This is a genomic window from Rhodococcus sp. NPDC004095 (assembly GCF_053604015.1).
This window is the reverse complement of the sequence record NZ_JBSGGS010000017.1, coordinates 38,204-62,160: the sequence shown is the minus strand read 5'-3', so window position 1 is coordinate 62,160 and position 23,957 is coordinate 38,204. Positions and strand designations below refer to the sequence as shown.

Here is a 23,957-nt window from a genome sequence, read left to right as displayed (position 1 = left end):
CAATACGAGACTTTAGTCTCGAATACGAGACTAAAGCAAGAGTGTCCGTGGCCGAGAGGCGTAGTTCAGCCGGCGTGTTCGGTGCGCAGATCGGGATCGAGCATGCGGTCGCCCAGGCTGGCGGAGAAGTCGGCGGCGGTCGCGACCACCCGCTCGGCGATCTGCTCGGCCTCGGCCTCGGTGCGGGAGCCGGTCAGGTAGGCGACACCCAGCGCGGCGACCGGACGGCCCTCGAACGTCACGACCGGGCCCGCCACGCAGGTCACCCCGGAGGTCGTGGAATCGCGTTCGACCGAGTACCCGCGTTCGCGATCGGCGCGCACCACCGTCCGTAATTCCGTGAGGGAGGTCGGTCCGGCTCCGGTCCGGGTCGGCCACGAGTAGCCGTCGTAGAGCGCGCTCAGCTGCTCGGGATCGAGCCGGGCCAGCACGGCCCGCCCGACCGCGGTCAGGTGCGCAGGCAGGCGGGTGCCGATCTCGGTCACCAGGCGCACTCCCGGCTTGAGCGGCTCGCGCTTGTCCAGGTAGATGGAGTCGGTGCCCTGCAGCACCGCCAGGTGGGACGTCTCGTCCACGGCCTGGGTGAGCGCGACCAGGTACCGCTGCCCCTCCCGGTGCAGCGGGCCGGACCGCATGTACGACGCGCCCACCTCGAACGCGGACACCCCGAGTGTCCAGGCCCGTTGGTCCGGCCAGTAGGAGACGAACCGGCGGTCCCGCATGACGTTGAGCAGGTGGTGGGTGGTGCTCTTCGGCAGATCGAGCTCGGCCGCGATCTCCGTCGCCGCCATCGGCGCCCCGCGCCGGGCCAGCAGGTCGAGCACGTCGAGCACACGCTCGGCGGACTTCACGCGACTGCTCGACATGTACCGCCTTCTTTCGTTCGTCACCGGTGACGACGCCATTGTCTCGAATACGAGACAGCGTCACCAAGTCGGCCGCCCGCGGCCCAGGGGCCGGCCGAGTCGGCCGTCAGGCCTCCTCGGTGCGGCCGAGTTGGGCGGAGAGCTGGGCACAGTGCGCGATCAGGACCCGACCGTGCCGGGCGCACGTCGCGTCGTCGAGACGGTACGTCGGGCCGACCACGCTCAGCGCCCCGACGATCCGGCCGATGGCGTCGTAGATCGGTGCCGCGACCCCGGTCGAGTGGTCCTCGATGGTGTCGTGGGCGATGGCGTATCCGTCGGCTCCGACCTCGCCGAGCAGCGCAGCACCGACCGCGGTACCGACCAGCGGCACCGTCTGCCCGACCCAGCCCATGTGCCGGATGGCATGCGTCCCCTCGACCTGCCCCAGATACAGGGCGGTCCCACGGGGCCCGGGAGTCGACAGGTACGTCGACTCCCGGGTGGTCTCCGCGATCTCGGTCATTGCCGCCCGGGCCCGCAGCAGCAGCTGGTTGTCGGCGAGCGCCCGCGCCCCGATCTGCAGCAGCCGCGGACCCGGCCGGTACACGTTGTCCTCGCCGCGCACCACGAACTCTGTCTGTTCGAGACTGCGGATCAGTCGCAGCGCGGTGCTGGGTGCGAGGTCCGTGGCCTTCGCGGCGTCGGCGAGCGTCAGCCCACCGCGCTCGGTGATCGCGCCGAGCAGCTCGAAGGTTCGACTCGCGCTGCGAGTCACGTCGCCGGGGGCCATCTGCGGTTCACTCCCAGTGCCGAGGAATTTTCAGGGCCGGTGGTTGACGGGCCCGGGCCGAATCTAGTCGAGCCGGAACAGCACCTCGTCGTGGTGTTCGTCGAGCAGCGGGCTGCGGCGCGCCGGCGGCCGGGTGCTGTCGCCGAACACCACCGGCTGCCGGACGTACGAGATCGCGCCTGCGGTCGGATGTTCGACGGTCTCCACGACGCCGCGGTAGCGGGCCTGATCGGACCCGAGGGCCTGCTCGACCGTCCACACCTCGGAGCTCGCCAGCCCGGCCTCGCCGAGGATCGCGGTGATCTCGGCGACCGTGCGTCCGGCCGCCCACGCCTCGATCTCCTTGCGCAGCGCCGGCTCGTTCTCGGTGCGGGTGGTGTCGTCGGTGAACCGCGCGTCGCTCAGCAGTTCCTCGCGGCCGATCAACCGGGCCAGCTTCTCGAAGCCACCCTGGCTGGCGACCGCGAGGACGAACAGGCCGTCGTCGGCACGGTAGGTGTCGAACGGCGTCGAGACCGGGTGCCGGTTGCCGACCCGGGCCGGGGTGACGCCGGTGGCCTGCAGCTGGCTGTGCGCGGTCGGCAGCATCGCGAGCATGCTGTCGAACATCGCGACGTCCAGGTGCTGGCCCTGTCCGGTGGTGCGGGCCGCCAGCAGCGCGGTGCTGATGCCCCACGCCGCGAACAGGCCGGCGACCAGGTCGCCGAACGACTCGCCGAGCCGGGTCGGGCCCGACTCCTCGGTGCCGGTGATGCTCATGATCCCGGACAGCGCCTGCACGACGAGGTCGTAGGCGGCGGCGCCGGACATCGGGCCCTCCTGGCCGAAACCGGAGATCGACGCGTAGACGATGCGCGGGTTGCGGGCCCGGGCCGCCTCGTAGTCGATGCCGAGCCGGGTGGTGACGCCGGGACGGAAGTTCTCGACGACGACGTCGGCGCCCTCGATCAACTGCAGCAACGCCTCCCGGTCCGCCGGATCCTTCAGGTCCAGCGCGACGGACCGCTTGCCGCGGTTGAGCACGTTGAAGTAGATGCTCTCGCCGTCACGGAACGGTCCGAGGTGGCGGGAGTCCTCGCCGGCCTTGGACTCGATCTTGATCACGTCGGCGCCGGCGTCGGCGAGCAGGGCCGTGCAGTACGGTCCGGCGAGCACCCGGGACAGGTCGACGACGCGGATGCCGTCGAGCGGGGGAAGGGTGGTCATGATGATGTCTCCCAGTGGTTCTCGGTACTCGGGTTCTCAGTACTCGGTGGACCGGATCGACGGCGCGTTGCCCGCGATGGTCAGCAGCTGGATCTGGGAGGTGCCCTCGAAGATCCGCAGGATGCGGCAGTCGCGGTAGAGGCGCTCGATCTCGGACTCGCGCATGAAGCCGGCGCCGCCGTGGATCTGGACGACGTTGTCGACGATGGAGAAGCAGGCCTCGGTGGCGACGTACTTCGAGATCGACGCGGCGCGGCGCAGGTCGCCGCCGGCGTCCTTGACGTCGGAGGCCCAGTCGGCGGTGGTGCGGGACGACACCAGCTTGGCGTCGCACTCGCCGAGCAGCAGCTGGATCGCCTGGAAATCGGCGATCGGCTGCCCGAACTGCTTGCGCTCGGAGGAGTACTCGCGGCCGAGTTCCCATGCGCGCAGCGCGATTCCGTTGGCCATCGCGGCGACGTCGATGCGGGCGCGGTTGAGGGCGGTGAGTGCGATGTTGCCGCCGCGGCCCTCGGTGCCGATCACCGCGTCGTGCGGCAGCACCACGTCGTCGAGGTAGACGGTGTAGGTCGGCGCCGAGCGGATGCCCATCTTGTCCTGCGGCTCGCTGTAGGTGATGCCGGGCGTGCCCTTGGGGACGATGAACGCGGAGATTCCCCTGAACCCGGCGGCCGGGTCGGTCTTGGCGAACAGCACCACGACGTCGGCCTCGCGGGCGTTGGAGATGAAGGTCTTCGAGCCGGACAGGTGCCAGCCGTCGTCCTCGCGGCGGGCGACGGTGCGCATCGAGCCGATGTCGGAGCCGGCGTCGGGCTCGGTGAGCGCGAAGCCCGCCAGCAGCTCACCGGAGGAGAGCTTGGGCAGCCAGTGCCGCTTCTGCTCGTCGGAGCCGCCGACCAGGATCGGCTCGAGGCCGAGGTAGTGCGCGGTGTAGATCGAGGCCAGGGCGGCGTCCGCGCGGGAGACCTCCTCGATCGCGACGAGCTGGGCGCGGGTCGACAGGCCGAGGCCGCCGAACTCCTCGGGGACGGAGATGCCCATCAGATCCTGTTCGCCGAGGCGGCGGATCAGCTCGCCGGGGAACGCCTTGGTCTCGTCGCGCTCGGCCGCTCCCGGCAGGATCTCCGCGTTCGCGAAGGCGCGGACGGTGCTGCGGAATTCGGACAGGTCGAGGTCGGTGTCGAGGGTCTGAGCGGTCACGGGAACTCCTGGGGGCGGGTCGGCGGCGGGGCGGCCGGCCGGGATCTCTGAGAAATTTCATCTAGTGAAATTCGATTGCCACTAGATGGCATTAAGTGACTATGGCGGAGAACCGGAGATTTGTCCAGGGGTGCCCCCGAGGCGCTCCGCGCAGAACAAACCGAGCGGCGGCACGCAGGGGGATGACTGCGTACCGCCGCTCGGCGGGGAGGTCTCCGGTGGGGTGGGGGACCGGAGACCGGCCTCACGCGCGCCGTGCGCGAGGAGACTGCGATATTCGGTTGTCACGCCGGGCACGCCCGGCGCAGATCACGCTGTGGCTCAGGCGTTTTCCTGCATCGGGATGCGCACGCCCCGCTCACGGGCGGTCTCGATGGCGTGGTCGTAGCCGGCGTCCGCGTGGCGGATGACGCCCATGCCGGGGTCGTTCGTCAGCACGGCCTCGATCTTCTTCGCGGCCAGCTCGGTGCCGTCGGCGATGCACACCTGACCGGCGTGGATCGAGCGGCCCATGCCGACGCCGCCACCGTGGTGGATCGACACCCAGGAGGCGCCGGACGCGGTGTTGACGAGGGCGTTGAGCAGCGGCCAGTCGGCGATCGCGTCGGAGCCGTCCTTCATGGACTCGGTCTCGCGGTACGGGGAGGCAACGGAGCCCGAGTCGAGGTGGTCACGGCCGATGGCGATCGGCGCGGACAGCTCGCCGCTGGCGACCATCTCGTTGAACTTCAGGCCGGCCTTGTGGCGCTCGCCGTAGCCGAGCCAGCAGATGCGGGCGGGCAGGCCCTCGAAGACGACCTTCTCGCCTGCCATCTCGATCCAGCGCTTGAGGTGCTCGTTCTCCGGGAACAGCTCGAGGATCGCCTTGTCGGTCGCGGCGATGTCCTTGGGGTCGCCCGACAGTGCGGCCCAGCGGAACGGGCCCAGGCCCTCCTCGAACAGCGGGCGGATGTAGGCCGGGACGAAGCCGGGGAACTCGAACGCGCGGTCGTAGCCGGCCTTGCGCGCCTCGTCGCGGATGGAGTTGCCGTAGTCGAAGACCTCGGCGCCCTTGTCCATGAAGCCGACCATCGCCTCGACGTGCGCGGCCATCGCCTTGCGCGAGTCCTCGGTGAACTTCTCCGGATCCTTCGCGGCCAGATCCTTCATGTCGGCGATGTCGACGCCGATCGGCAGGTAGGACAGCGGATCGTGCGCCGACGTCTGGTCGGTGACGATGTCGATCGGGGCATCCATCGCAAGCAGGGCCGGGAAGATCTCGGCGGCGTTGCCGACCAGGCCGATGGACAGCGGCTTGCGGGCGTCGCGGGCCTCGGTCGCCAGCTGCAGCGCGTGCTCGATGCTGTCGGCCTTGGTGTCGAGGTACTTGTGGGCGATGCGGCGGTCGATGCGGGTGACGTCGCAGTCGACGCAGATCGCGACGCCCTCGTTCATGGTGACGGCCAGCGGCTGCGCGCCGCCCATGCCGCCCATGCCCGCGGTCAGGGTGATGGTGCCGGCCAGGGTGCCGTCGAAACGCTTGCGGGCGATGGCGCCGAAGGTCTCGTAGGTGCCCTGGAGGATGCCCTGGGTGCCGATGTAGATCCAGGACCCGGCGGTCATCTGGCCGTACATCATCAGGCCCTCGGCCTCGAGCTTGCGGAACTGCTCCCAGTTGGCCCAGTCGCCGACGAGGTTGGAGTTCGCGAGCAGTACGCGCGGCGCCCACTCGTTCGTGCGGAAGACGCCGACCGGCTTGCCGGACTGCACCAGCATGGTCTCGTCGTTCTTGAGCGTCTTGAGGGTGGCGACCATGGCGTCGAACGCGGCCCAGCTGCGGGCGGCGCGACCGGTGCCGCCGTAGACGACCAGGTTGTCGGGGTGCTCGGCGACCTCGGGGTCGAGGTTGTTCATGAGCATGCGCAGCGCGCCCTCCTGCTGCCACCCGAGGGTGTTCAGCTCGGAGCCGCGCGGAGCGCTGACCGGGCGGGCCTCGTGGCCGGGGGAGGTGATGTCCATCGGTACTCCTTGACGTCAAGGGTGAGCTCGCGAGCCCTGGTGGTTCGGTTCGGGGCGACGCCGTTGTCGCTGGAGAATCCGTGCCGCAGGGTGGTTGTGCGCTGGCTCACGCTCTGCAACTATGGCTTGTATATTCCTGTCTATACAACCTCCTGTCAAGAGGCGTCCCGGCAGCGCCGCCCGACCCCACACCCTCGACCCGCCGGAATGGACCGCCCCCCACAGGCCGGGAGCAGCGTGGCTCCCGCCGGAAGGTTCCGCGATGACCACCCTTTCGTCCCAGAAAGTCCCGACCCCCATCGGCGAGGCCACCGACGTCCTCGCCGCCGCCTACTTCTCCGACGCCCGTGCCCTCGTCGACCCGGGCCGCCGCGACCGGATCCTGGGCCGCCATCTGGCCCTGGCCCGCGACCGCGGCGACCGTGACAGCCTGGTGCGCACCATCTCCGCGGGCGAGACCGGCCCCGGTCCCGCCGTGCAGATCGTCGGCACCGACATGCCGTATCTCCTCGAGGCGGTGCTCGGTGTGCTCGACGACGCCGCGGTGACACCCGAGTTCGTGCTGCACCCGGTGCTGCGCCTGCATTACGGCCAGGACGCCGCATCCGGACCGGTGCCGGTGCCGCCGTCCGACGAGCGGGTCGACGGCGCCGCGACCGAATCGTGGATTCACGTCGCGCTCCCACCTGGGACGATCGATGCCTCCGAGCTCGGCGCCCGGATCGAGCGGGCGCTGGCCCGGGTTCGCCTGGTCCGTGCCGATTCCGGCGAGCTGGAACGGGTCAGGGTCGAGTTGGTCGGGCGACTGCGGGCGGCCGGCGAGCACCGCGCCGCGGACTTTCTTGCCTGGTGCCGACCCGGAGTGTTCCGGCTGCTCGGCGCGGACCGTGTCACGGACGGGGGAGCGGGCGAGGCTGCGCTCGGCCTGCTCCGCGACCGGGGGCTCGCGGCCGAACTACGCGAACTCGATGCCTCGGTGTTCGCGATCGCGCCGGTGCCGGCACCGGCGGGGCTCGGGGGCGACGACGGGATGGTCGCGATCCGTGCCCACCTCGACGGCCACCTGCATCTGCTCGTCGGGACGTTCGCCGCCGTGCACCCGGACGTGCGGCACATCCCTCTGGTCGGGGACCGGGTGCGGGAGCTGCTCGCGGCGTCCGGGCACCACGTCGGTTCCTTCACCGGACAGGCCGTGCTTGCCCTGGCTCAGACGCTGCCGCTGACGGAACTGCTGGCCGCCGACCCGGCGCCGCTGGCCGCCGCGCTCGCCGACCTCACCGCCTTCGACGCGAACGAGCGGATGCACCTGTTCCTGCGCCGCACCCCCGGCCGCCGGAACCTGTCCGCGCTGCTGTTCGTCCCCCGCGACCGGTTCGGCACCGCGGTGCGGAGGGCCGCGGCCCAGATCCTGGTCGACGGGCTGGAGGCGACGAATCTCGAGTCCACCAGCCGGATCTCGTCGGCGCCGCTCGCCACCGTCCACGTGACGATGACGGTGCCCGACACGGTCACCGTGTCCGAGGACGTGGCCCGCCGTCTCGGCGATCGGATCACCGCCGCCTGCCAGGGCTGGGACGAACGACTGCTCGCCGACGTCGAGGCCGACCGGCGTCCGGCGCTCGCGGCGTTCGCGTCCGGTCTGCCGGAGAACTACAAGCAGGACTTCGACGCGGACCGGGCGCGACGTGACCTGGCGATCGTCGATGAGCTGGCCGCCGGGGACGTCGCCGTGCGGCTGGTGCGGGTACCCGAAGGGTCGGGCACACACCGGCTCTCGCTCTACGTGGCGGGACGGCCCGCCTCGCTCGGTGATCTGATGCCGCTGCTGCAGAGCCTCGGGGTGGAGGTGCTCGACGAGCGCCCGTACCCGCTGCGCGCTCCGTCCGGATCGCCCTGCTGGATCTACGAGTTCACCGTGCGGTACCCGATCGCCCCGGAGGACGACGGGTTCGAGGGACTGTTCGCCGACGCGTTCACCGCACTGTGGCGGGGCGATTCGGAGCCGGACCGGCTGGGAGAGTTGGTGGCCCGTGCCGGACTGGACTGGCGCGCCGTCGGGGTGCTGCGGGCCTACGTCGAGTTCCTCCGGCAGGCCGGCTTCGCCTACGGGAGCGCACACGTCGCCGACGTGCTGTGCGCCCACCCCCACATCGCCCGGGCGCTGATCGACTGCTTCACCGCACGATTCGATCCGCACGCCGCCGCGTCGGACGGCGGGGCCGCCGCCGCGGAGTCGGCCGCGGAACTGATCGAGGCGGTTCTCGGTCTCGACGCCGACCGGGTGCTGCGCGCCCTGCTCGGTCTGATCCGGAACACGGTGCGCACCAACCACTTCACTGCCATCCGGCGTGACTGCCTGGCGCTGAAGTTCGACTCGCGGGCGATCGACGAACTGCCCGAGCCCCGGCCCCGACACGAGATCTTCGTGTACTCCCCGGCCGTCGCCGGAGTGCATCTGCGGTTCGGCGCGGTGGCCCGCGGCGGGCTGCGCTGGTCGGACCGGCGGGAGGACTTCCGCACCGAGGTTCTCGGACTGGTCAAGGCGCAGGCCGTCAAGAACGCGGTGATCGTGCCGGTCGGGGCGAAGGGCGGCTTCGTGCTGCGCCGCCCACCCGTCCCCACCGGGGATGCGGAGAAGGACCGGGACGCGCTGCGGGCGGCCGGAATCAACGGGTACCGCACCTTCATTCGCGGACTTCTCGACCTGACCGACAACGTCGACCGGACCACCGGTGAGGTGCGTCCCGCGCCCGAGGTGGTGCGCCGGGACGGCGACGACACCTATCTGGTGGTCGCGGCCGACAAGGGCACCGCGACATTCTCGGACATCGCGAATTCCGTTGCCGCCGAGTACGACTTCTGGCTCGGGGACGCATTCGCCTCGGGCGGCTCGGTGGGCTACGACCACAAGGCGATGGGCATCACCGCCCGCGGCGCATGGGAGTCCGTGACGCGGCACTTCCGCGAACTCGGCGTCGACGTGGCGACCGAGGAGATCGCCGCGGTCGGGATCGGGGACATGAGCGGCGACGTGTTCGGCAACGGCATGCTGCTCAGCCGGCATCTGCGGCTGGTGGCGGCGTTCGACCACCGGCACGTCTTCCTGGACCCCGATCCCGATGCCGCCCGGTCGTTCGCGGAACGGGAGCGGCTGTTCGGGTTGCCGCGGTCGTCGTGGGCGGACTACGACCGCACACTGATCAGCGCCGGCGGCGGCGTGTGGGAACGGTCCGCGAAGTCGGTGCCGATCTCCGCGCCCGCGGCGCGGGCCCTCGGCCTCGACGCCGGTGTCACCGCGTTGACCCCACCGGAGCTGATCCGCGCGATCCTGCGCGCCCCGGTCGATCTGCTGTGGAACGGCGGGATCGGGACCTACGTCAAGGGCGCAGACGAATCCCATCTCGACGTCGGAGACAAGTCGAACGACGCGGTGCGGGTGGACGGGTTCGAGTTGCGGGCCCGGGTGGTCGGGGAGGGCGGCAACCTCGGGCTGACCCAGGCCGGACGCATCGAGGTCGCGCGGGGCGGCGGCCGGATCGGTACCGACGCCCTCGACAACTCAGCCGGTGTGGACTGCTCCGACCGCGAGGTCAACATCAAGGTGTTGCTCGACGGACTTGTCGGGTCGGGACGGCTGGACGCGGCCGCACGCAATCGCTTGCTCGTGGAGATGACCGACGACGTCGCGGCCCTCGTGCTGGCGGACAACGTCTCCCAGAACGAGCTCGTCGGGACCGCGCGTGCCGACGCGGCCGAGATGCTCGGGGTGCATGCGCGTCAGATCGCCGCGCTCGAGGCGTCCGGCGCGCTCGACCGGGAACTCGAGGTGCTGCCCGACGGGGCGGAGATCGCGGCCCGTGCCCGGGCCGGCCGAGGACTGTACTCGCCGGAACTGGCGACGCTGATGGCGCACGTGAAGCTGGACCTGAAGGCGACATTGCTCGGCGGCGACCTCGTCGACCAGGACGTGTTCCTGCCGACGTTGCGGGCCTACTTCCCCCAGCGGCTGCGGGAGGCGCACGCGGACGACATCGCCCGGCACCCGCTGCGGCGGGAGATCGTCGCCACCGCGTTGACGAACACCGTCGTCGACCGCGGCGGCCTGACGCACGTGTTCCGGTTGGGCGAGGAGGTCGGCGCCGGTCCGGAGGACGTGGTGCGGGCGTTCACGGTCGTCGCCGAGGTCTTCGGCCTACCCGAACTGTGGGCGCGGATCGCCGCGGCGCCGGTGTCGACGCAGGTCGCCGACGAGTTGATCCTGGTGACCCGGCGGCTGCTCGAGCGGGCGTCGCGGTGGCTGCTGACCCGGCGTCCGCAACCGCTTGCCGTCGGCGCCGAGATCGCCCGATTCCGGGATCGGATCTCGCGTGCCTCCGACATGCTCGACGACTGGCTGGTCGGCGCCGATCGCGACAACCTCCGGGATCGGACGCGGGCGGTCGCCGAGCGCGGTGCCCCCGACGACCTGGTCCGCGCGGTCGAGTTCCTGCTCGACCGGTTCGGGCTGCTCGACGTCGTCGAGATCGCCGAACTGGCCGCCACCGACCTCGCCGTCGCGGGCGAGCTCTACTTCCGGGTGGAGGAACGGGTCGGTCTGGTGCCGCTGTTGAACCGGGTCTCCGCGTTGCCGCGGGAGGGGCGGTGGAACGCGCTGGCGCGGTTGTCGCTGCGGGACGAGCTGTACGGCACGGTACGGGCGATGACCCTCGGCATACTCGGGCAGGCCGCGCCGGGCGACACCCCCGACGCGATGCTCGACGACTGGGAGCATCGCAACGCCGCCCGGATCCGCCGGGCCCGGATCGGGTTGGCGGAGATCGAGGATTCGGGCGAGTGGGACCTGGCGGCGCTGTCCGTCGCCGCCGGTCAGTTGCGTGCGGTCGTGGGGTGAGCCGGTCGGTAGACTTCATGAGCCACGGACGGGCCGGTGGTGGTCTTTTCGAGGAGCGGATACAGCCGATGGCGATGGTCGATGCGGACACCGAACTCGCTGCGCTGTTCCGGGAGGCCGGCGGGGAGTCGGTGCCCGCCTACGAGCGGGTCAAGAATCTGGTGACCGCGCAGATCCGGTCCGGGCGTTGGGCCGAGGGCGACCAGCTGCCGTCCGAGAACCAGTTCGTCCACGCCCTCGGGTTGTCCCGGATGACCATCAACCGGGCGCTGCGCGAGCTCACCGGGGACGGGCTGATCGTCCGGATGATGGGCGTCGGGACGTTCGTGGCGAGCACCAAGACGGCCTCGCCGCTGTTCGAGGTGAAGAACATCGCGGACGAGATCCAGCAGCGTGGCCACCGGCACCGGACCGAGGTGGTGCTGATGCGGGAGGAGGAGACCGATCACGCCTCCGCCTTCCTGCGCGAGTCGGTCGGCCGCAAGGTGTTCCACTCCGTCCTCGTGCACTACGAGGACGACACCCCGATCCAGGTCGAGGACCGCTTCGTGAACCCCGCCGAGGCGCCCGACTACCTCGCGCAGGATTTCACCGTGACGACTCCGAACGACTACCTGACCCGGGTGGCGCCGCTGGTGCGGGGCGAGCACGTCGTCGAGGCGGTGCTCGCGAGCCCGGAGGAGTGCCGGATGCTGCAGATCGAGCGCGGTGAACCGTGCCTGCTGATCCGGCGGCGCACCTGGTCCGAGCACGGGCTGGTCAGTACCGCCCGGCTGGTGCACCCCGGGTCACGTAACCGGCTCGAGGGTGCCTTCACCCGCTGAGTTCGCGCGCCGGGAATGCCTCGCGGTGAGCCGTGGTTCATCTGATTGAAAGTTGAACCACTAGGCACTTCGTGCCTGTGCGCCCTTCTGGTGGCTCCGACCACCGAAGGGCGCACAGGTGCCGGAGGCGCACGAGGAGGCGGGAATGCAGTTCGGCATCTTCACGGTCGGCGACGTCACGGCCGACCCGACCACCGGTCGCACCCCGACCGAGGGCGAACGGATCAAGGCGATGGTCGCGATCGCGCAGAAGGCCGAGGAGGTGGGCCTCGACGTCTTCGCAACCGGCGAGCACCACAACCCGCCGTTCGTACCCTCGTCGCCGACGACCATGCTCGGCTACATCGCGGCACGCACCGAGAAGATCGTGCTGTCCACGTCGACGACGCTGATCACCACCAACGACCCGGTGAAGATCGCGGAGGACTTCGCGATGCTGCAGCACCTCGCCGACGGCCGCGTCGACCTGATGCTCGGCCGCGGCAACACCGGCCCGGTGTACCCGTGGTTCGGGCAGGACATCCGGCAGGGCATCCCCCTCGCCATCGAGAACTACGCGCTGCTGCACAAGCTCTGGCGCGAGGACGTGGTGAACTGGCAGGGCAAGTTCCGCACCCCGCTGCAGGGCTTCACCTCCACCCCGCGTCCGCTCGACGGCACCCCGCCGTTCGTGTGGCACGGGTCGATCCGCAGCCCCGAGATCGCCGAGCAGGCCGCGTACTACGGTGACGGCTTCTTCGCGAATCACATCTTCTGGCCCACCGACCACTTCCAGCGCCTGATCGACCTGTACCGCCGTCGCTACGAGCACTACGGGCACGGGTCCGCGGACCAGGCGATCGTCGGGCTCGGCGGGCAGGTGTTCATGCGCAAGAACTCTCAGGACGCGGTCCGTGAGTTCCGCCCGTACTTCGACAACGCCCCGGTCTACGGGCACGGCCCGTCGCTCGAGGAGTTCACCGAGCAGACCCCGCTCACCGTCGGCAGCCCGCAGGAGGTCATCGACCGAACGCTCACGTTCCGGGAGTCGTTCGGCGACTACCAGCGCCAGCTGTTCCTCATGGACCATGCCGGCCTGCCGCTCAAGACCGTGCTCGAGCAACTGGACCTGCTCGGCGAGGAGGTCGTGCCCGTGCTGCGCCGCGAGCTCGACGCCAAGCGGCCCGCGCACGTGCCGGACGCACCGACCCACGAGTCGCTGGTCCGGGCGGCGGTCTCCGGCGACGTGCCGCAGGTGACGCGATGACCGCCCGCACCGTCGCGGTGGTCTCCGCGGGCCTGGGCCAGCCGTCGTCCACCCGGATGCTCGCCGACCGTCTCGCCGCGGCCACCGCGCTGGACCTGGGGCCGGACACCGAGATTCGGACCGTGGAGCTGCGCGACCACGCCCACGACCTGATGAACAACATGCTCACCGGGTTCCCGTCGGCCGCGCTGCGCGAGGTGATCGACACCGTCACCGGGGCCGACGCCCTGATCGTGGTGACGCCGATCTTCAACGCCTCCTACAGCGGACTGTTCAAGTCGTTCTTCGACGTCCTCGAGGTGGGTTCCCTGGACGGGATGCCGACGCTGATCGCAGCGACCGGCGGCACGGCCCGGCACTCACTGGCGCTCGAGCACGCGGTGCGGCCGATGTTCGCGTACCTGCGGGCGGCGGTGGTACCGAGCGCGGTGTTCGCCGCGTCGGAGGACTGGGCCGGCACCGCCGGCGTGGACCGGTCCGGTGGCGAGGGTGTGGATCGGGGGCTGGCCGACCGGATCGACCGCGCCGCAGGCGAACTGGCCGGCGCGGTGACGGGGCGCGCTCGCATCCGGAAGGCGGACCCCTACGACGACCCGATTCCGTTCGAGGACCTGCTCGCCGCGCAGCGAGCAGGGTGATCCGCCGGCGCCTCACCCTTCGCAGGTGAAGCCGCCCGGTCCGCCACCGGCCAGCATGGGCATCGGCGGCACTCTTCGTGAACGGGTGATGCGATGCGGCGCGAGGTGGATCCTGCGGTGACGACGACACTGGACCGGCGGTGGTGGCTGTTCGCATCTCTGCAGGGCTACGACCGGCGATGGTTGCGGCCGGACGTCATCGCCGGTCTGACGGTGTGGGCGGTCCTCGTCCCGGAGGGCCTGGCCTACGCGACCATCGCGGGCGTGACGCCGGTTGTCGGCCTGTACGCGGCGATCCCGTCGCTGGTGCTGTACGCGGCAGCCGGCAGCTCCCGGCACCTGATCGTCGGCCCGATGTCCGCGACCGCCGCGCTGTCGGCGGCGATGGTGGCACCGATCGCCGGGGGCGACGACGGCAGGTACCTGGCGCTCACCACCTGCCTGGCGATCATGACCGGCCTGGCCGGGCTGCTCGCCGGGTTGATGCGGCTCGGCTTCATCGCCTCGTTCATCTCGGAACCCGTGCTCAAGGGATTCATCGTCGGTCTGGCGCTGACGATCATCATCGGCCAGGTGCCCAAGCTGTTCGGCGTGGAGAAGGCGGACGGCAACTTCTTCGAGCAGGCGTGGGGGGTGGTCACCCACCTTGGCGACACCCAGTGGCGGACCCTGATCGTCGGCCTGCTCGGCCTGGCCGTGGTGCTCGTGCTGCGTCGGTGGCTGCCCCTGGTGCCGGGCTCGCTGGTGGCGGTGCTGCTCGGAATCGCCGCCGTGCAGCTGTTCGGTCTCGACGACAAGGGTGTCGACATCGTCGGGACCATCGAGTCCGGGCTCCCGTCGGTGGGCCTGCCGAACGGGCTCGGCTTCGACGACTACCTCGGCCTCGCCGGCCCCGCGGTCGGGGTGCTGTTGATCGGCTTCGCGGAGGGGCTCGGCGCGGCGAAAACCTATGCGGCCAAGGCGGGGTACGAGGTGGACGCGAACCGCGAGTTGTACGGCCTCGGCGCCGCGAATCTCGGTGCGGGGCTGGCGTCGGGCATGGTGGTGAACGGCAGCCTGTCCAAGACCGCGGTCAACGGGGGAGCGGGCGCGAAGTCCCAGGTGAGCGGTCTGGTCGTGGCCGCGATGACGGTGATCACCCTGCTGTTCCTGACCGGCCTGTTCGAGCAGTTGCCGGAGGCGACGCTGGCCGCCGTTGTCATCGCCGCAGTGATCGACCTGGTCGACTTCGCGTCGCTGCGCAGGCTGTACCGGGTCTGGACGCACCGGCTCGGCAGCATCTACGGCTTCGCCGCGCGACCCGACTTCGCCGCCGCGATCGCCGCCATGCTCGGCGTGCTGCTGTTCGACACCCTGCCCGGCCTGGTCATCGGCATCTCGGTGTCGATGTTGCTGCTCCTGTACCGGTCGGCGCGTCCCAACGTCGCGATCCTGGGACAGGCGAAGACCCTGTGGGTGGACACCGACCGGCACCCGGATGCCGACGTGCGGGACGACGCCGTTGTGGTGCGGGTCGAGGGCGGGCTGTCGTTCGCCAACGCCGACCACGTCAAGGAGCGGGTCGAGGCGCTGTGCACGGAGCGAACGCGGGTGGTGGTGCTGGACGCCGAGACGATGCCCTACATCGACGTCACCGCGTCGGAGATGCTCGGGCAGCTGCAGACGGCACTGCAGCACAAGGGGATCGACCTGCGCATCGCACACGACATCGGACAGGTGCGCGACGTCCTGCGTGGCGTCGAGCAGGACGGCGGGGACCTGGCCGTGTTCCGGACGGTGGACGATGCGCTGGCCGGGTGATCCCGCCGCCGAAATGCGACACCGGACAATTCGCGCACGGAGATCCGATGATTCGTGCCGATGCCCGAGGTACTCGCTCGCCCCGTCGGCGATGTCGGTGGGTGTCACCTGCGCCGGAGTCCCACGTCGAGTCACGGCGCCGCCCGAACGCCCGCCCCGGGCCCGTCCGCGTAGGGGTTGCGTCGTGGTGACGCTGTGTGAGGATTCACGGATGCTCTGCGTTGACACACGGTCGAGCGGCTGGACGTCGGTGCATGCACGCTGACACCGAATGGCTATCCGCTGTGGTGGCTCGCCCGCCTGCTGCCACCCACCCGCCCGCGAGCCGATCCGCTGCGGGCCACGTCCCCGGCAGCACCTTCGGCGCGGGCCGCTACCGGTTGCTGCACTGCTGCGGCGGCTCCTCGACCATGGAGTTCTGGCACGGCCGGGATGTGGTGACCGATCGGGACGTCGGCCTGACGGTCGTGACCTGCACGTCGCGTGACGAGCTCGACATCGACGAGGTGTTCGCGCGCACCGTGTGGATGTGTGGGGTGAACTCGCCCGCGCTGGCCCGGATCGTCGACATGGTCGACACCGCGTTCGGCGGTGTCGTGGTCGCAGACTGGCAGCAGAGTTGTTCGCTCGCCACCGCCGCCTCGGTGCTGCCGTCGCGGTCCGACGCGGCGAGGGCGGCCCGGCCGTTGACCGAGACCATGCGGGTGGCGCACCGGTCGGGCGGGGTGCTCGACCTGGAACCGCCCGGGCGGCTGCGGATCGGGGCCCGCGGCGAGCTGTACCTGGCGTTTCCGGGCACGCTTCCGAGCGCGGACCGGTTCACCGACGTGCGGGGACTGTCGACCGCGCTGCGTGGACTGGTCACGGGCGGGGCCGGTTTCGCGGCTTCCGCGTGATGACCGAAAGCGTTTCGCGCCCGACCTTTCCCGCGTAGGGTGCTGGCCGTCACGGTTGTTCGAGGCGTCGGGTGGCTGGGGTGAGCATGCACGGCAGGTCGTTGCCGCCATCGGTGTCGTTGACGCAGCGGTGGCGCGGTGGGGTGCGGTTGAGCGGACCGGACGGAATCGACTCGCTGTCGGTGGGTGTGGACGTCGCTGCGGAGCGTCCCCACCGGTTCCGGGCGACGATGCGCGCCGTGGATGTCGGATCGGTGCGGGTGAATCGGCTACGGACCTCCGCGGTTTCGGTGGTCCGGTCGCAGGGCCGGCTGGGCGACGCGCACGGTGACTACCTGTCCGTGTTGGTCGCCCGCTCCGGCGGAGCGACGGTCGAGCAGCGGCGGACCCGCTGCCGGCTGCGCACGGGGGAGGCGGCTTTCGTCGACTTCGCCGCACCGTTCGAGGTCATGTTCTCCGGGCGCGGTGACTACGTGTCCGCCTACCTTCCCCACGCGACACTGGCGGCGCGGTCCGTCGACGTGCGCTCGCTCGCCGGGGTGGTGATGCCGGCGGAGCCGCTCACCGTGCTGCTCGGCGCGGTGCTCGAGCAGTTCAGCGAGATCGACCTGTGCACAGACGATTCCGCGGACGTGGCGCTCGTCGAGCACGCCGTGGTGGACCTGTGCCTGGCGGTGATCCGACGGGCACAGGGGCGCTGCCCCGACGCCGAGTCGGCGGTCTCCCGAAATCGTGCTCGCGCAGTGGAGTTCGTCGAGAACAACTACGCGGACCCGACCCTGACCATCGCGAAGGTGGCGGCGGAGATGAACGTGAGTCCCCGCTACCTGCACCGGTTGTTCGAGTCGGAGCAGCACTCGGTGTACGAGCTGATCCGCCTGCGCCGCGTCGGCCGGGGGCTGCATCTGCTGACCGACCCCGCGCACGCGCACCTGACCATCGGCCAGGTCGCCGTCCGCAGTGGATTCGTCGGGCCGACCCAGTTCGGTCGCGCAGTCCGCGACATCACGGGCTCGACGCCCCGGGCGATCCGGCGCGGGGCCGCCGCGAGGTGACTTCGTCCCGGGTCGGCCTCGCCCGGCTCCGGGGGCCGGGTCGCGGCGGGTGAGTCGTCGGGCTAAAGTCTGCGACGTGACCTCTTTCGCCGGGATCGACTCGCCGCTCACGCGGCGTCGTCATGTCGATTTCGCGCTCGTGTGCACGTCCGGGTGTCCGCAGTCCTGATCGGCCTGCCCCGGCGAGGGTTTCCCCGCCGGGATCTCGACAATGCCCGTACGCCTCGAAACGAAAGAGCTTCCGGCACATGACCGCTACATCTGTCTCACACCTGTCTTCGATCATCACCGCCACCGCGGATGCGGTCGCCCGCGACACCGGCAAGGCCCACGCGGTCTTCCGTGCGTCGGCGCAGGCCCACGACGCCGTGGCCAGCACCATCGGTCTCGGCAAGTACTCGATCGAGGTCGACGAGCCCCCGGCCCTCGGCGGCGCCGGCGCGGCGCCGAATCCGGTCGAATACCACCTGGCGTCGCTGTTGTCGTGCCAGATCGTCACCTACCGGTTCTGGGCGGAGAAGCTCGGCATCCGGGTCGACGACATCTCCGCACGGGCCGAGGGTGACCTCGACGTGCGCGGCTTCTTCGGCTTCGACGACGCGGTCCGCGCCGGATTCGGTGAGATCCGCGTCGTCGTCACGGTGACCGGGCCGGAGACCGACGAACGCTACCGGGAGCTGCAGGAAGCGGTGGACGCGCACTGCCCGGTCCTCGATCTCACGCGGAACGAGACGCCCGTCTCCACCGTCCTCGAGACGTCCCGCGAGTCGGCCCCGGAGGGCGCCGAGTAGTGAATCACCCAGCCGAACATCACTTTCGGTGTTCGGCGGGTGGGGCGTCCGACTCGTGTCCGGAGGCGTCCGGGTCCGCGTAGCAGTCGCGGACGGCGAGATCCATCGGGAAGCGAACCTCGGTGTCGCCGAACAGCAGTCGGGTCGCGGCCGCGGTCGCGTCGAGGACGTGCCGGGTGGCCGCGTGTGGGTCGCGGCAGTGCACGACCACCTCGTCGTGCTGGAAAAACACGAGTTCGCCGCCACCGTCGGCGAGGCGGCCGGTGTCATTGTCGGCGAGGCGGCGGCGCAGTTCGGCGAGCAGGCACAGTGCCCACTCGGCGGCGGTGGCCTGGACGACGAAGTTGCGGGTGAACCGCCCGCGCGCGTGCGCGTCCCCGTGCGACCACCAGCGGTCGTCCGGTGGCGGGCAGGCCCGCCCCAGCCAGGAGCGTACGACCTCGCCCCGTTCGCCGGCCCGCGCGGCGTCCTCGACGTACCGTACGGCGACGGGAAAACGTTTGCGCAGCAACGTGAGCAGGTACCGCGCCTCGCCGGCGGTGGCGCCGTAGAGCACGCCGAGGATCGCCACCTTCGCCTTTGCACGGTCGCCGCCGAACACCTCGGCGGCGACCGGGGCGTACAGGTCGTCGGCGCCGGCAGCCGCGACCATCAGCGGATCGCGCGACATCGCGGCCAGGATGCGGGGTTCGAGCTGGCCGGCGTCCGCGATGACGAAGGTGTGGCCGGGATCGGCGATCACGCCGGCGCGCACCGGTTTCGGGATCTGGAGTGCGCCACCGCCGCGGCTGGCCCAGCGGCCGGACACCACGCCGCCGGGCACGTAGACGGGCCGGAACCGGTCGCCGCGCACCCAGGTGTCGAGCCAGGTCCACCCGTTCGCGGAATGCAGCTTGGCGAGATCGCGGTAGCGGAGCAGGGGATCGACGGCGGGATGGTCCACGTCGCGCAGCAGCCACGCCCGCGTCGAGGTCAGTTCGATCCCGTCCCGGGCGAACGCGGCCACCACCTCCGGCTGCGATGCGGGATTCACCGGTCGGCCGAAGGCGGCGCTCACCTCACCGGCCAGATCCCGAAGTCGTTGCGGCAGAACGTCCGCCGACACCCGGGGGCCGAGGGTGGATTCGAGCATGCGGTGGTGTGCGGCCGCCGAGAAGGGCATCCCGGTGTGCCCCATCTCCGCCGCGGCGAGGGCGCCTGCCGACTCGGCGGCGACGAGCAGACGCAGGCGGGGATCCGGTCCGATCTCCCGCACCTGTTCGGCGTGCTCGGCGACGAGCGCGGCCGGATCCGCCGCGGGGGTGGTGTCGAACAGTCCCGGACGCTCGTCCGCCGGCGGCGCCGTGGCCGCAGGTGGATGGCCGGCCCGGGTGCGAAGCAGCGCGTCGGTGAGGGCGATGTCGTGGCAGCGTTCCACCCGCAGCCCGGCCCGCAGCACCGCCGGGTACACCGCGCCGGTGTCGGGCCAGACCCACCGCGGGCATTCGGGTTCGAGTGCCCGCACCGCGGCGGCCGCGTCCGGGAATGACGTGGGGGAGCCGATCACGGCGCCGCCCTCGTCGGTGCGGACCGTGACCACTCGCTCCGGGCCCGGCGCCAGCACCACTCTCACCCGCCCAGTGTGTCGGACGGGACCGACACGGTTCAGTGCCGGTGCCGGACCTCGTCGCGTGGCTCGGCGTAGCGCCACATCTCGAATCCGATCATCGTCGCCAGTGCCGCGGTGAGCACCGACAGCGTCACGAGCGCCGGGGTGTGCCAGAGCACCGGGATCAGCGCGACCAGCACGGCGGCCGTCACCACCCGGGGGTAGGTGATGGAGCCGGTCGGGTACGCCTTGAAGTAGACCAGCGCCAGCAGGTACAGGGCGGCGCCGCCGAGCAGCGCCACCAGCGGCCAGCCGTACAGCGGGTCGGTGAGGCGGTGGTGGTTGCCGTCCGCGACGTACGAGAGCACCTTCTTCAGCCCGAGCGACATCAGCACGATCCCGGCCACCATCGGCATGTGCGCGTAGGTGTAACAGTGCTGGGCGATCTTGATCAGCCGGGTGCCCGCCGCGGACTCGAAGGCGTGCTCGACCGCGAGCGACGTGACGTCGAAATACGTCCACCACATCAGGGCCGCCACCGCGAGACCGAGCAGCGTCGCGACGATGATCGCCCACGAGATCGGCAGCGCCGCCACCCCGATGCCGATCGAGGTGATCGATTCGCCCAGCGCGATGATGACGATCAGCCCGTGGCGTTCGGCGAAGTGGCTCACCGACCGCAGCCGCCACCCCGCCCCGCCGACCAGCGTGCCGAGGTAGTCGCCGGCGAGGGCGAGGAACCACATCGCCGTCTGGGCGGGACCGGTCAGCTGGGACGCGATCAGCAGACAGGCGGTCCCGATCGCCATGCTGGGCACGAAACGCAGGACCTGCCTGCGCAGCTGGGGGTCGTCCCTGCTGATGACGAAGAACATCAGCAGGTGCAGGAGCCGCACCACGAAGTACCCGAGCGCGAACACCACCGGACCGCTGAGCCCGCCGGGCAGATCGTGGAACGCCTCGGGGATGGTGAGGGCCACGATGAACATCGCGCCCATCGCGGCGAACAGCACCACCCGGGCCACGCCCTCGTCTGCGCGGACCAGATTCCACAACCAGGAGTACCCCACCCAGCACCACCACATGACCGCGATGACCAGCATCCCGCGCAGCAGGTTGGTGCCGGTCGGGTCGTCGGCCATCAGGTCGGTGACCCGGGTCAGCGCGAACACGAAGACGAGGTCGAAGAACAACTCGAGCGGGGAGACCGAGGCCCGCTCCTGGACCTGCTGCACGCGCAGCCGTCGGGGAATGCTCATTCGCTCATGGTGGCAGCGGTGAACGGCCACCGCAGCCTCGCGGGCCCGGACAGCCCGGCTGGATGAGAGTGGCGCGGTCGCCGTCGGTAAGCTTGACGATCGGACTTGTAACCAGACAGACCCCAGACCCCGGAGGTTGATTGGCGTGGCGCTCGTCGTGCAGAAGTACGGCGGATCCTCGGTGGCATCCGCCGAGCGCATCCGACGTGTCGCCGAACGGATCGTGGAGACCAAACGCGCGGGCAACGACGTCGTCGTCGTGGTCTCGGCGATGGGTGACACCACCGACGAGCTGCTGGACCTCGCGCAGCAAGTGTGTGACACGCCACCGGCCCGTGAAATGGACATGCTGCTGACCTCCGGTGAGCGGATTTCCAACTCCCTCGTCGCGATGGCCATCCACGGCCTCGGCGAGGAAGCACGGTCGTTCACCGGCTCGCAGGCCGGCGTCATCACCACCGGCGCGCACGGGAACGCCAAGATCATCGACGTCACCCCCGGCCGGGTCCGGGATGCCCTCGACCGCGGCTCGATCGTGCTGGTCGCCGGTTTCCAGGGCGTGAGCCAGGACAGCAAGGACGTCACCACCCTCGGTCGCGGCGGGTCCGACACCACCGCTGTCGCGCTGGCCGCGGCCCTGAAGGCCGACGTCTGCGAGATCTACACCGACGTCGACGGCATCTACACCGCCGACCCGCGGATCGTGTCCGACGCCCAGCGCCTCGACACCGTCTCCTTCGAGGAGATGCTCGAGATGGCGGCGTGCGGGGCGAAGGTCCTGATGCTGCGCTGCGTCGAGTACGCCCGCCGCTACAACGTGCCCGTGCACGTCCGTTCCTCGTACACCACCAAGCCCGGCACCATGGTGTCCGGATCGATGGAGGACATTCCCGTGGAAGAAGCCATCCTCACCGGCGTCGCGCACGACCGCTCCGAGGCCAAGGTCACCGTCGTCGGCCTGCCCGACGTGCCCGGATACGCGGCCAAGGTCTTCCGCGCCGTCGCCGATGCCGAGATCAACATCGACATGGTCCTGCAGAACATCTCGAAGGTGGAGACGGGCAAGACCGACATCACCTTCACGCTGCCGCAGACCGATCTGCCCGCCGCGGTGGAGAAGCTGACCGCTCTCCAGGGCGAGATCGGGTTCTCCGAGGTCCTCTCCAACGAGAGCATCGGCAAGGTGTCCCTCGTCGGCGCGGGCATGAAGAGCCACCCGGGCGTCACCGCCACCTTCTGCGAGGCACTGGCCGAGGCCGGCATCAACATCGACCTGATCTCCACCTCGGAGATCCGGATCTCGGTGCTCGTCGACGACGCCGATCTCGACAACGCGGTGCGCGCGATCCACAAGGCATTCGATCTGGGCGGCGACGAAGAGGCCGTCGTCCACGCGGGAACGGGACGGTAACCCCATGGGTCTGACCATCGCAGTCGTCGGCGCCACCGGACAGGTCGGCGCCGTCATGCGCACCCTGCTCGAGGAGCGCAACTTCCCCGCCGACAAGGTGCGGTTCTTCGCATCCGCCCGTTCGGCCGGAACCACCCTGCCGTTCCGTGGCGAGGACATCGTCGTCGAGGACGCCGCCGCCGTGTCGGACGAGGACCTCAAGGGCATCGACATCGCGCTGTTCTCGGCCGGTGCCACCCTCTCGCGTGCGCAGGCCCCGCGGTTCGCCGCCGCAGGCGCCACCGTCATCGACAACTCGTCCGCATGGCGCAAGGACCCCGAGGTTCCCCTCGTGGTCAGCGAGGTGAACCCGGAGGAGGCGAAGAACCCGCCGAAGGGCATCATCGCCAACCCGAACTGCACCACGATGGCCGCGATGCCGGTGCTCAAGGTGCTGCACGACGAGGCCGGTCTGCAGCGGCTGATCGTCTCCAGCTACCAGGCGGTCTCCGGTAGCGGCCTCGCCGGTGTCGAGGAGCTCGCCTCCCAGGTGCGCGCGGTCGTCGACGACGCCGAGCAGCTCGTCCACGACGGCGCTGCGGTGGAGTTCCCGGCGCCGAACAAGTACGTCGCGCCGATCGCGTTCGACGTCATCCCGCTGGCCGGCGCGCTGGTCGAGGACGGCAGCGGCGAGACCGACGAGGATCAGAAGCTGCGCAACGAGTCCCGCAAGATCCTGGGCATCCCGGACCTGCTGGTCAGCGGCACCTGCGTGCGCGTGCCGGTGTTCACCGGGCACTCGTTGTCCATCAACGCCGAGTTCGGCAATCCGCTCTCGGTCGAGCGTGCGAAGGAACTGCTCGCCGACGCCCCCGGCGTCGAGCTGGTCGAGGTCCCGACCCCGCTGGCCGCCGCAGGCAACGACCCCTCGCTCGTCGGTCGCATCCGCCAGGACCCGGGTGTCCCCGGCGGCCGCGGCCTTGCGCTGTTCGTGTGCGGCGACAACCTGCGCAAGGGCGCCGCGCTCAACACCATCCAGATCGCGGAGCTGCTCGTCGGCTGACCGCCGGTCACCCGCTGCCGACGTTCCCCAATGTCACATTGGCTCACTTCAGGTGAGCCAATGTGACATTGGGGAACTCGTGTCTTGGGGGTCAGGGGAGGCGGAGCCGGGGGATCGGGGGCTGTGCCGGATAGGTGGGGGCGGACCGCTCGCCGAGTTCGGCGCGCAGGTGCTCCGCCCACCCGACCAGGCCGGTGACGTCCAGGGCGTGTGGCGCGGCGGATTCGTGGGCGCCGAGCAGGTCCGCGCCGCGACGCAGGGACGAGGCGGCGGCCGGGTCGTGCCGGGTCACCTGGGTGAGCCCCTCGACGAGAAGCGTCAGGCCCTGCCACAGCTCGAGTTCGTCCTCGGGGACCGACGCGGTCATTCCCGCCAGCAGGACCGCGGCCTCCTCGGGTGCGCCGTGATCGAGCAGTCTCTGCGCCTCGGTGACCGCGGCACCGGGAGCGAACCGCGGACGAACGTCGGTCATGA

At 70.6% G+C, this 23,957-nt stretch carries 18 protein-coding genes; 10 read left to right on the top strand and 8 right to left on the bottom strand.

The window, feature by feature from the left end:
* Positions 1 to 65: 65 nt before the first annotated feature.
* From ACWEPG_RS25045 to hutU, 5 genes are all read right to left on the bottom strand, one after another.
* Entirely contained in the window at positions 66 to 866 is an 801-nt protein-coding gene (locus ACWEPG_RS25045; protein ID WP_452595591.1) for an IclR family transcriptional regulator, read from the bottom strand.
* A 106-nt stretch (positions 867 to 972) separates the two neighbouring features.
* Positions 973 to 1,638, bottom strand: coding sequence for an IclR family transcriptional regulator (locus ACWEPG_RS25040; protein ID WP_452595590.1), 666 nt, complete (start codon positions 1,636 to 1,638; stop codon positions 973 to 975).
* Positions 1,639 to 1,701: 63 nt separating this feature from the next.
* Positions 1,702 to 2,844: a CaiB/BaiF CoA transferase family protein gene (locus ACWEPG_RS25035; protein ID WP_452595589.1), complete on the bottom strand. Its 1,143-nt coding sequence runs from the start codon at positions 2,842 to 2,844 to the stop codon at positions 1,702 to 1,704.
* 36 nt (positions 2,845 to 2,880) lie between these two features.
* Positions 2,881 to 4,044 (bottom strand): acyl-CoA dehydrogenase family protein, encoded by a 1,164-nt coding sequence (locus ACWEPG_RS25030; RefSeq protein ID WP_452595588.1) that lies wholly within the window; start codon positions 4,042 to 4,044, stop codon positions 2,881 to 2,883.
* 321 nt (positions 4,045 to 4,365) lie between these two features.
* Positions 4,366 to 6,042, bottom strand: a complete 1,677-nt coding sequence (gene hutU / locus ACWEPG_RS25025; protein ID WP_452595587.1) for a urocanate hydratase — start codon at positions 6,040 to 6,042, stop codon at positions 4,366 to 4,368.
* A 262-nt stretch (positions 6,043 to 6,304) separates the two neighbouring features.
* On the opposite strand from hutU, the gene ACWEPG_RS25020 reads away from it, so the two are divergent.
* The 8 genes from ACWEPG_RS25020 (at position 6,305) to ACWEPG_RS24985 (ending at position 18,183) form a co-directional block, all read left to right on the top strand.
* Complete coding sequence (locus tag ACWEPG_RS25020; RefSeq protein WP_452595586.1) at positions 6,305 to 10,933, top strand: NAD-glutamate dehydrogenase; 4,629 nt, start codon at positions 6,305 to 6,307, stop codon at positions 10,931 to 10,933.
* Positions 10,934 to 11,001: 68 nt separating this feature from the next.
* Complete coding sequence (gene hutC, locus ACWEPG_RS25015) at positions 11,002 to 11,757, top strand: histidine utilization repressor (RefSeq protein WP_450114905.1); 756 nt, start codon at positions 11,002 to 11,004, stop codon at positions 11,755 to 11,757.
* A gap of 145 nt (positions 11,758 to 11,902) precedes the next feature.
* The gene (locus ACWEPG_RS25010; RefSeq protein ID WP_452595585.1) at positions 11,903 to 13,003 is read left to right on the top strand and encodes an LLM class flavin-dependent oxidoreductase; all 1,101 of its coding nucleotides are present in this window, start codon (positions 11,903 to 11,905) and stop codon (positions 13,001 to 13,003) included.
* The gene (locus ACWEPG_RS25005) at positions 13,000 to 13,641 is read left to right on the top strand and encodes an FMN reductase (RefSeq protein ID WP_452595584.1); all 642 of its coding nucleotides are present in this window, start codon (positions 13,000 to 13,002) and stop codon (positions 13,639 to 13,641) included. Before ACWEPG_RS25010 ends, ACWEPG_RS25005 begins: the two co-directional genes overlap by 4 nt.
* Before the next feature lie 93 nt (positions 13,642 to 13,734).
* The gene (locus tag ACWEPG_RS25000; protein WP_452595583.1) at positions 13,735 to 15,441 is read left to right on the top strand and encodes a SulP family inorganic anion transporter; all 1,707 of its coding nucleotides are present in this window, start codon (positions 13,735 to 13,737) and stop codon (positions 15,439 to 15,441) included.
* A gap of 254 nt (positions 15,442 to 15,695) precedes the next feature.
* Positions 15,696 to 16,337, top strand: a complete 642-nt coding sequence (locus tag ACWEPG_RS24995; protein ID WP_452595582.1) for a hypothetical protein — start codon at positions 15,696 to 15,698, stop codon at positions 16,335 to 16,337.
* Positions 16,338 to 16,423: 86 nt separating this feature from the next.
* Positions 16,424 to 17,392, top strand: coding sequence for a helix-turn-helix domain-containing protein (locus tag ACWEPG_RS24990; protein WP_452595603.1), 969 nt, complete (start codon positions 16,424 to 16,426; stop codon positions 17,390 to 17,392).
* Positions 17,393 to 17,640: 248 nt separating this feature from the next.
* Positions 17,641 to 18,183, top strand: a complete 543-nt coding sequence (locus ACWEPG_RS24985; RefSeq protein WP_452595581.1) for an OsmC family protein — start codon at positions 17,641 to 17,643, stop codon at positions 18,181 to 18,183.
* A 19-nt stretch (positions 18,184 to 18,202) separates the two neighbouring features.
* Here ACWEPG_RS24985 and ACWEPG_RS24980 read toward each other — a convergent pair whose 3' ends face one another.
* Positions 18,203 to 19,795 carry a bifunctional 3'-5' exonuclease/DNA polymerase gene (locus ACWEPG_RS24980; protein ID WP_452595580.1) on the bottom strand — a complete coding sequence of 531 codons (1,593 nt, stop codon included), beginning with the start codon at positions 19,793 to 19,795 and terminating at the stop codon, positions 18,203 to 18,205.
* A 32-nt stretch (positions 19,796 to 19,827) separates the two neighbouring features.
* On the bottom strand, positions 19,828 to 21,030 hold the full coding sequence (locus ACWEPG_RS24975; protein WP_452595579.1) for a low temperature requirement protein A: 1,203 nt from the start codon (positions 21,028 to 21,030) through the stop codon (positions 19,828 to 19,830).
* 145 nt (positions 21,031 to 21,175) lie between these two features.
* On the opposite strand from ACWEPG_RS24975, the gene ACWEPG_RS24970 reads away from it, so the two are divergent.
* Complete coding sequence (locus ACWEPG_RS24970) at positions 21,176 to 22,441, top strand: aspartate kinase (RefSeq protein WP_450114868.1); 1,266 nt, start codon at positions 21,176 to 21,178, stop codon at positions 22,439 to 22,441.
* Positions 22,442 to 22,445: 4 nt separating this feature from the next.
* Positions 22,446 to 23,483 (top strand): aspartate-semialdehyde dehydrogenase, encoded by a 1,038-nt coding sequence (locus ACWEPG_RS24965; RefSeq protein WP_450114869.1) that lies wholly within the window; start codon positions 22,446 to 22,448, stop codon positions 23,481 to 23,483.
* Between the two features lie 91 nt (positions 23,484 to 23,574).
* Here the strand turns inward: ACWEPG_RS24965 and ACWEPG_RS24960 are convergent, their stop codons facing one another.
* On the bottom strand, positions 23,575 to 23,955 hold the full coding sequence (locus ACWEPG_RS24960; protein ID WP_452595578.1) for a DUF309 domain-containing protein: 381 nt from the start codon (positions 23,953 to 23,955) through the stop codon (positions 23,575 to 23,577).
* Positions 23,956 to 23,957: the final 2 nt, after the last annotated feature.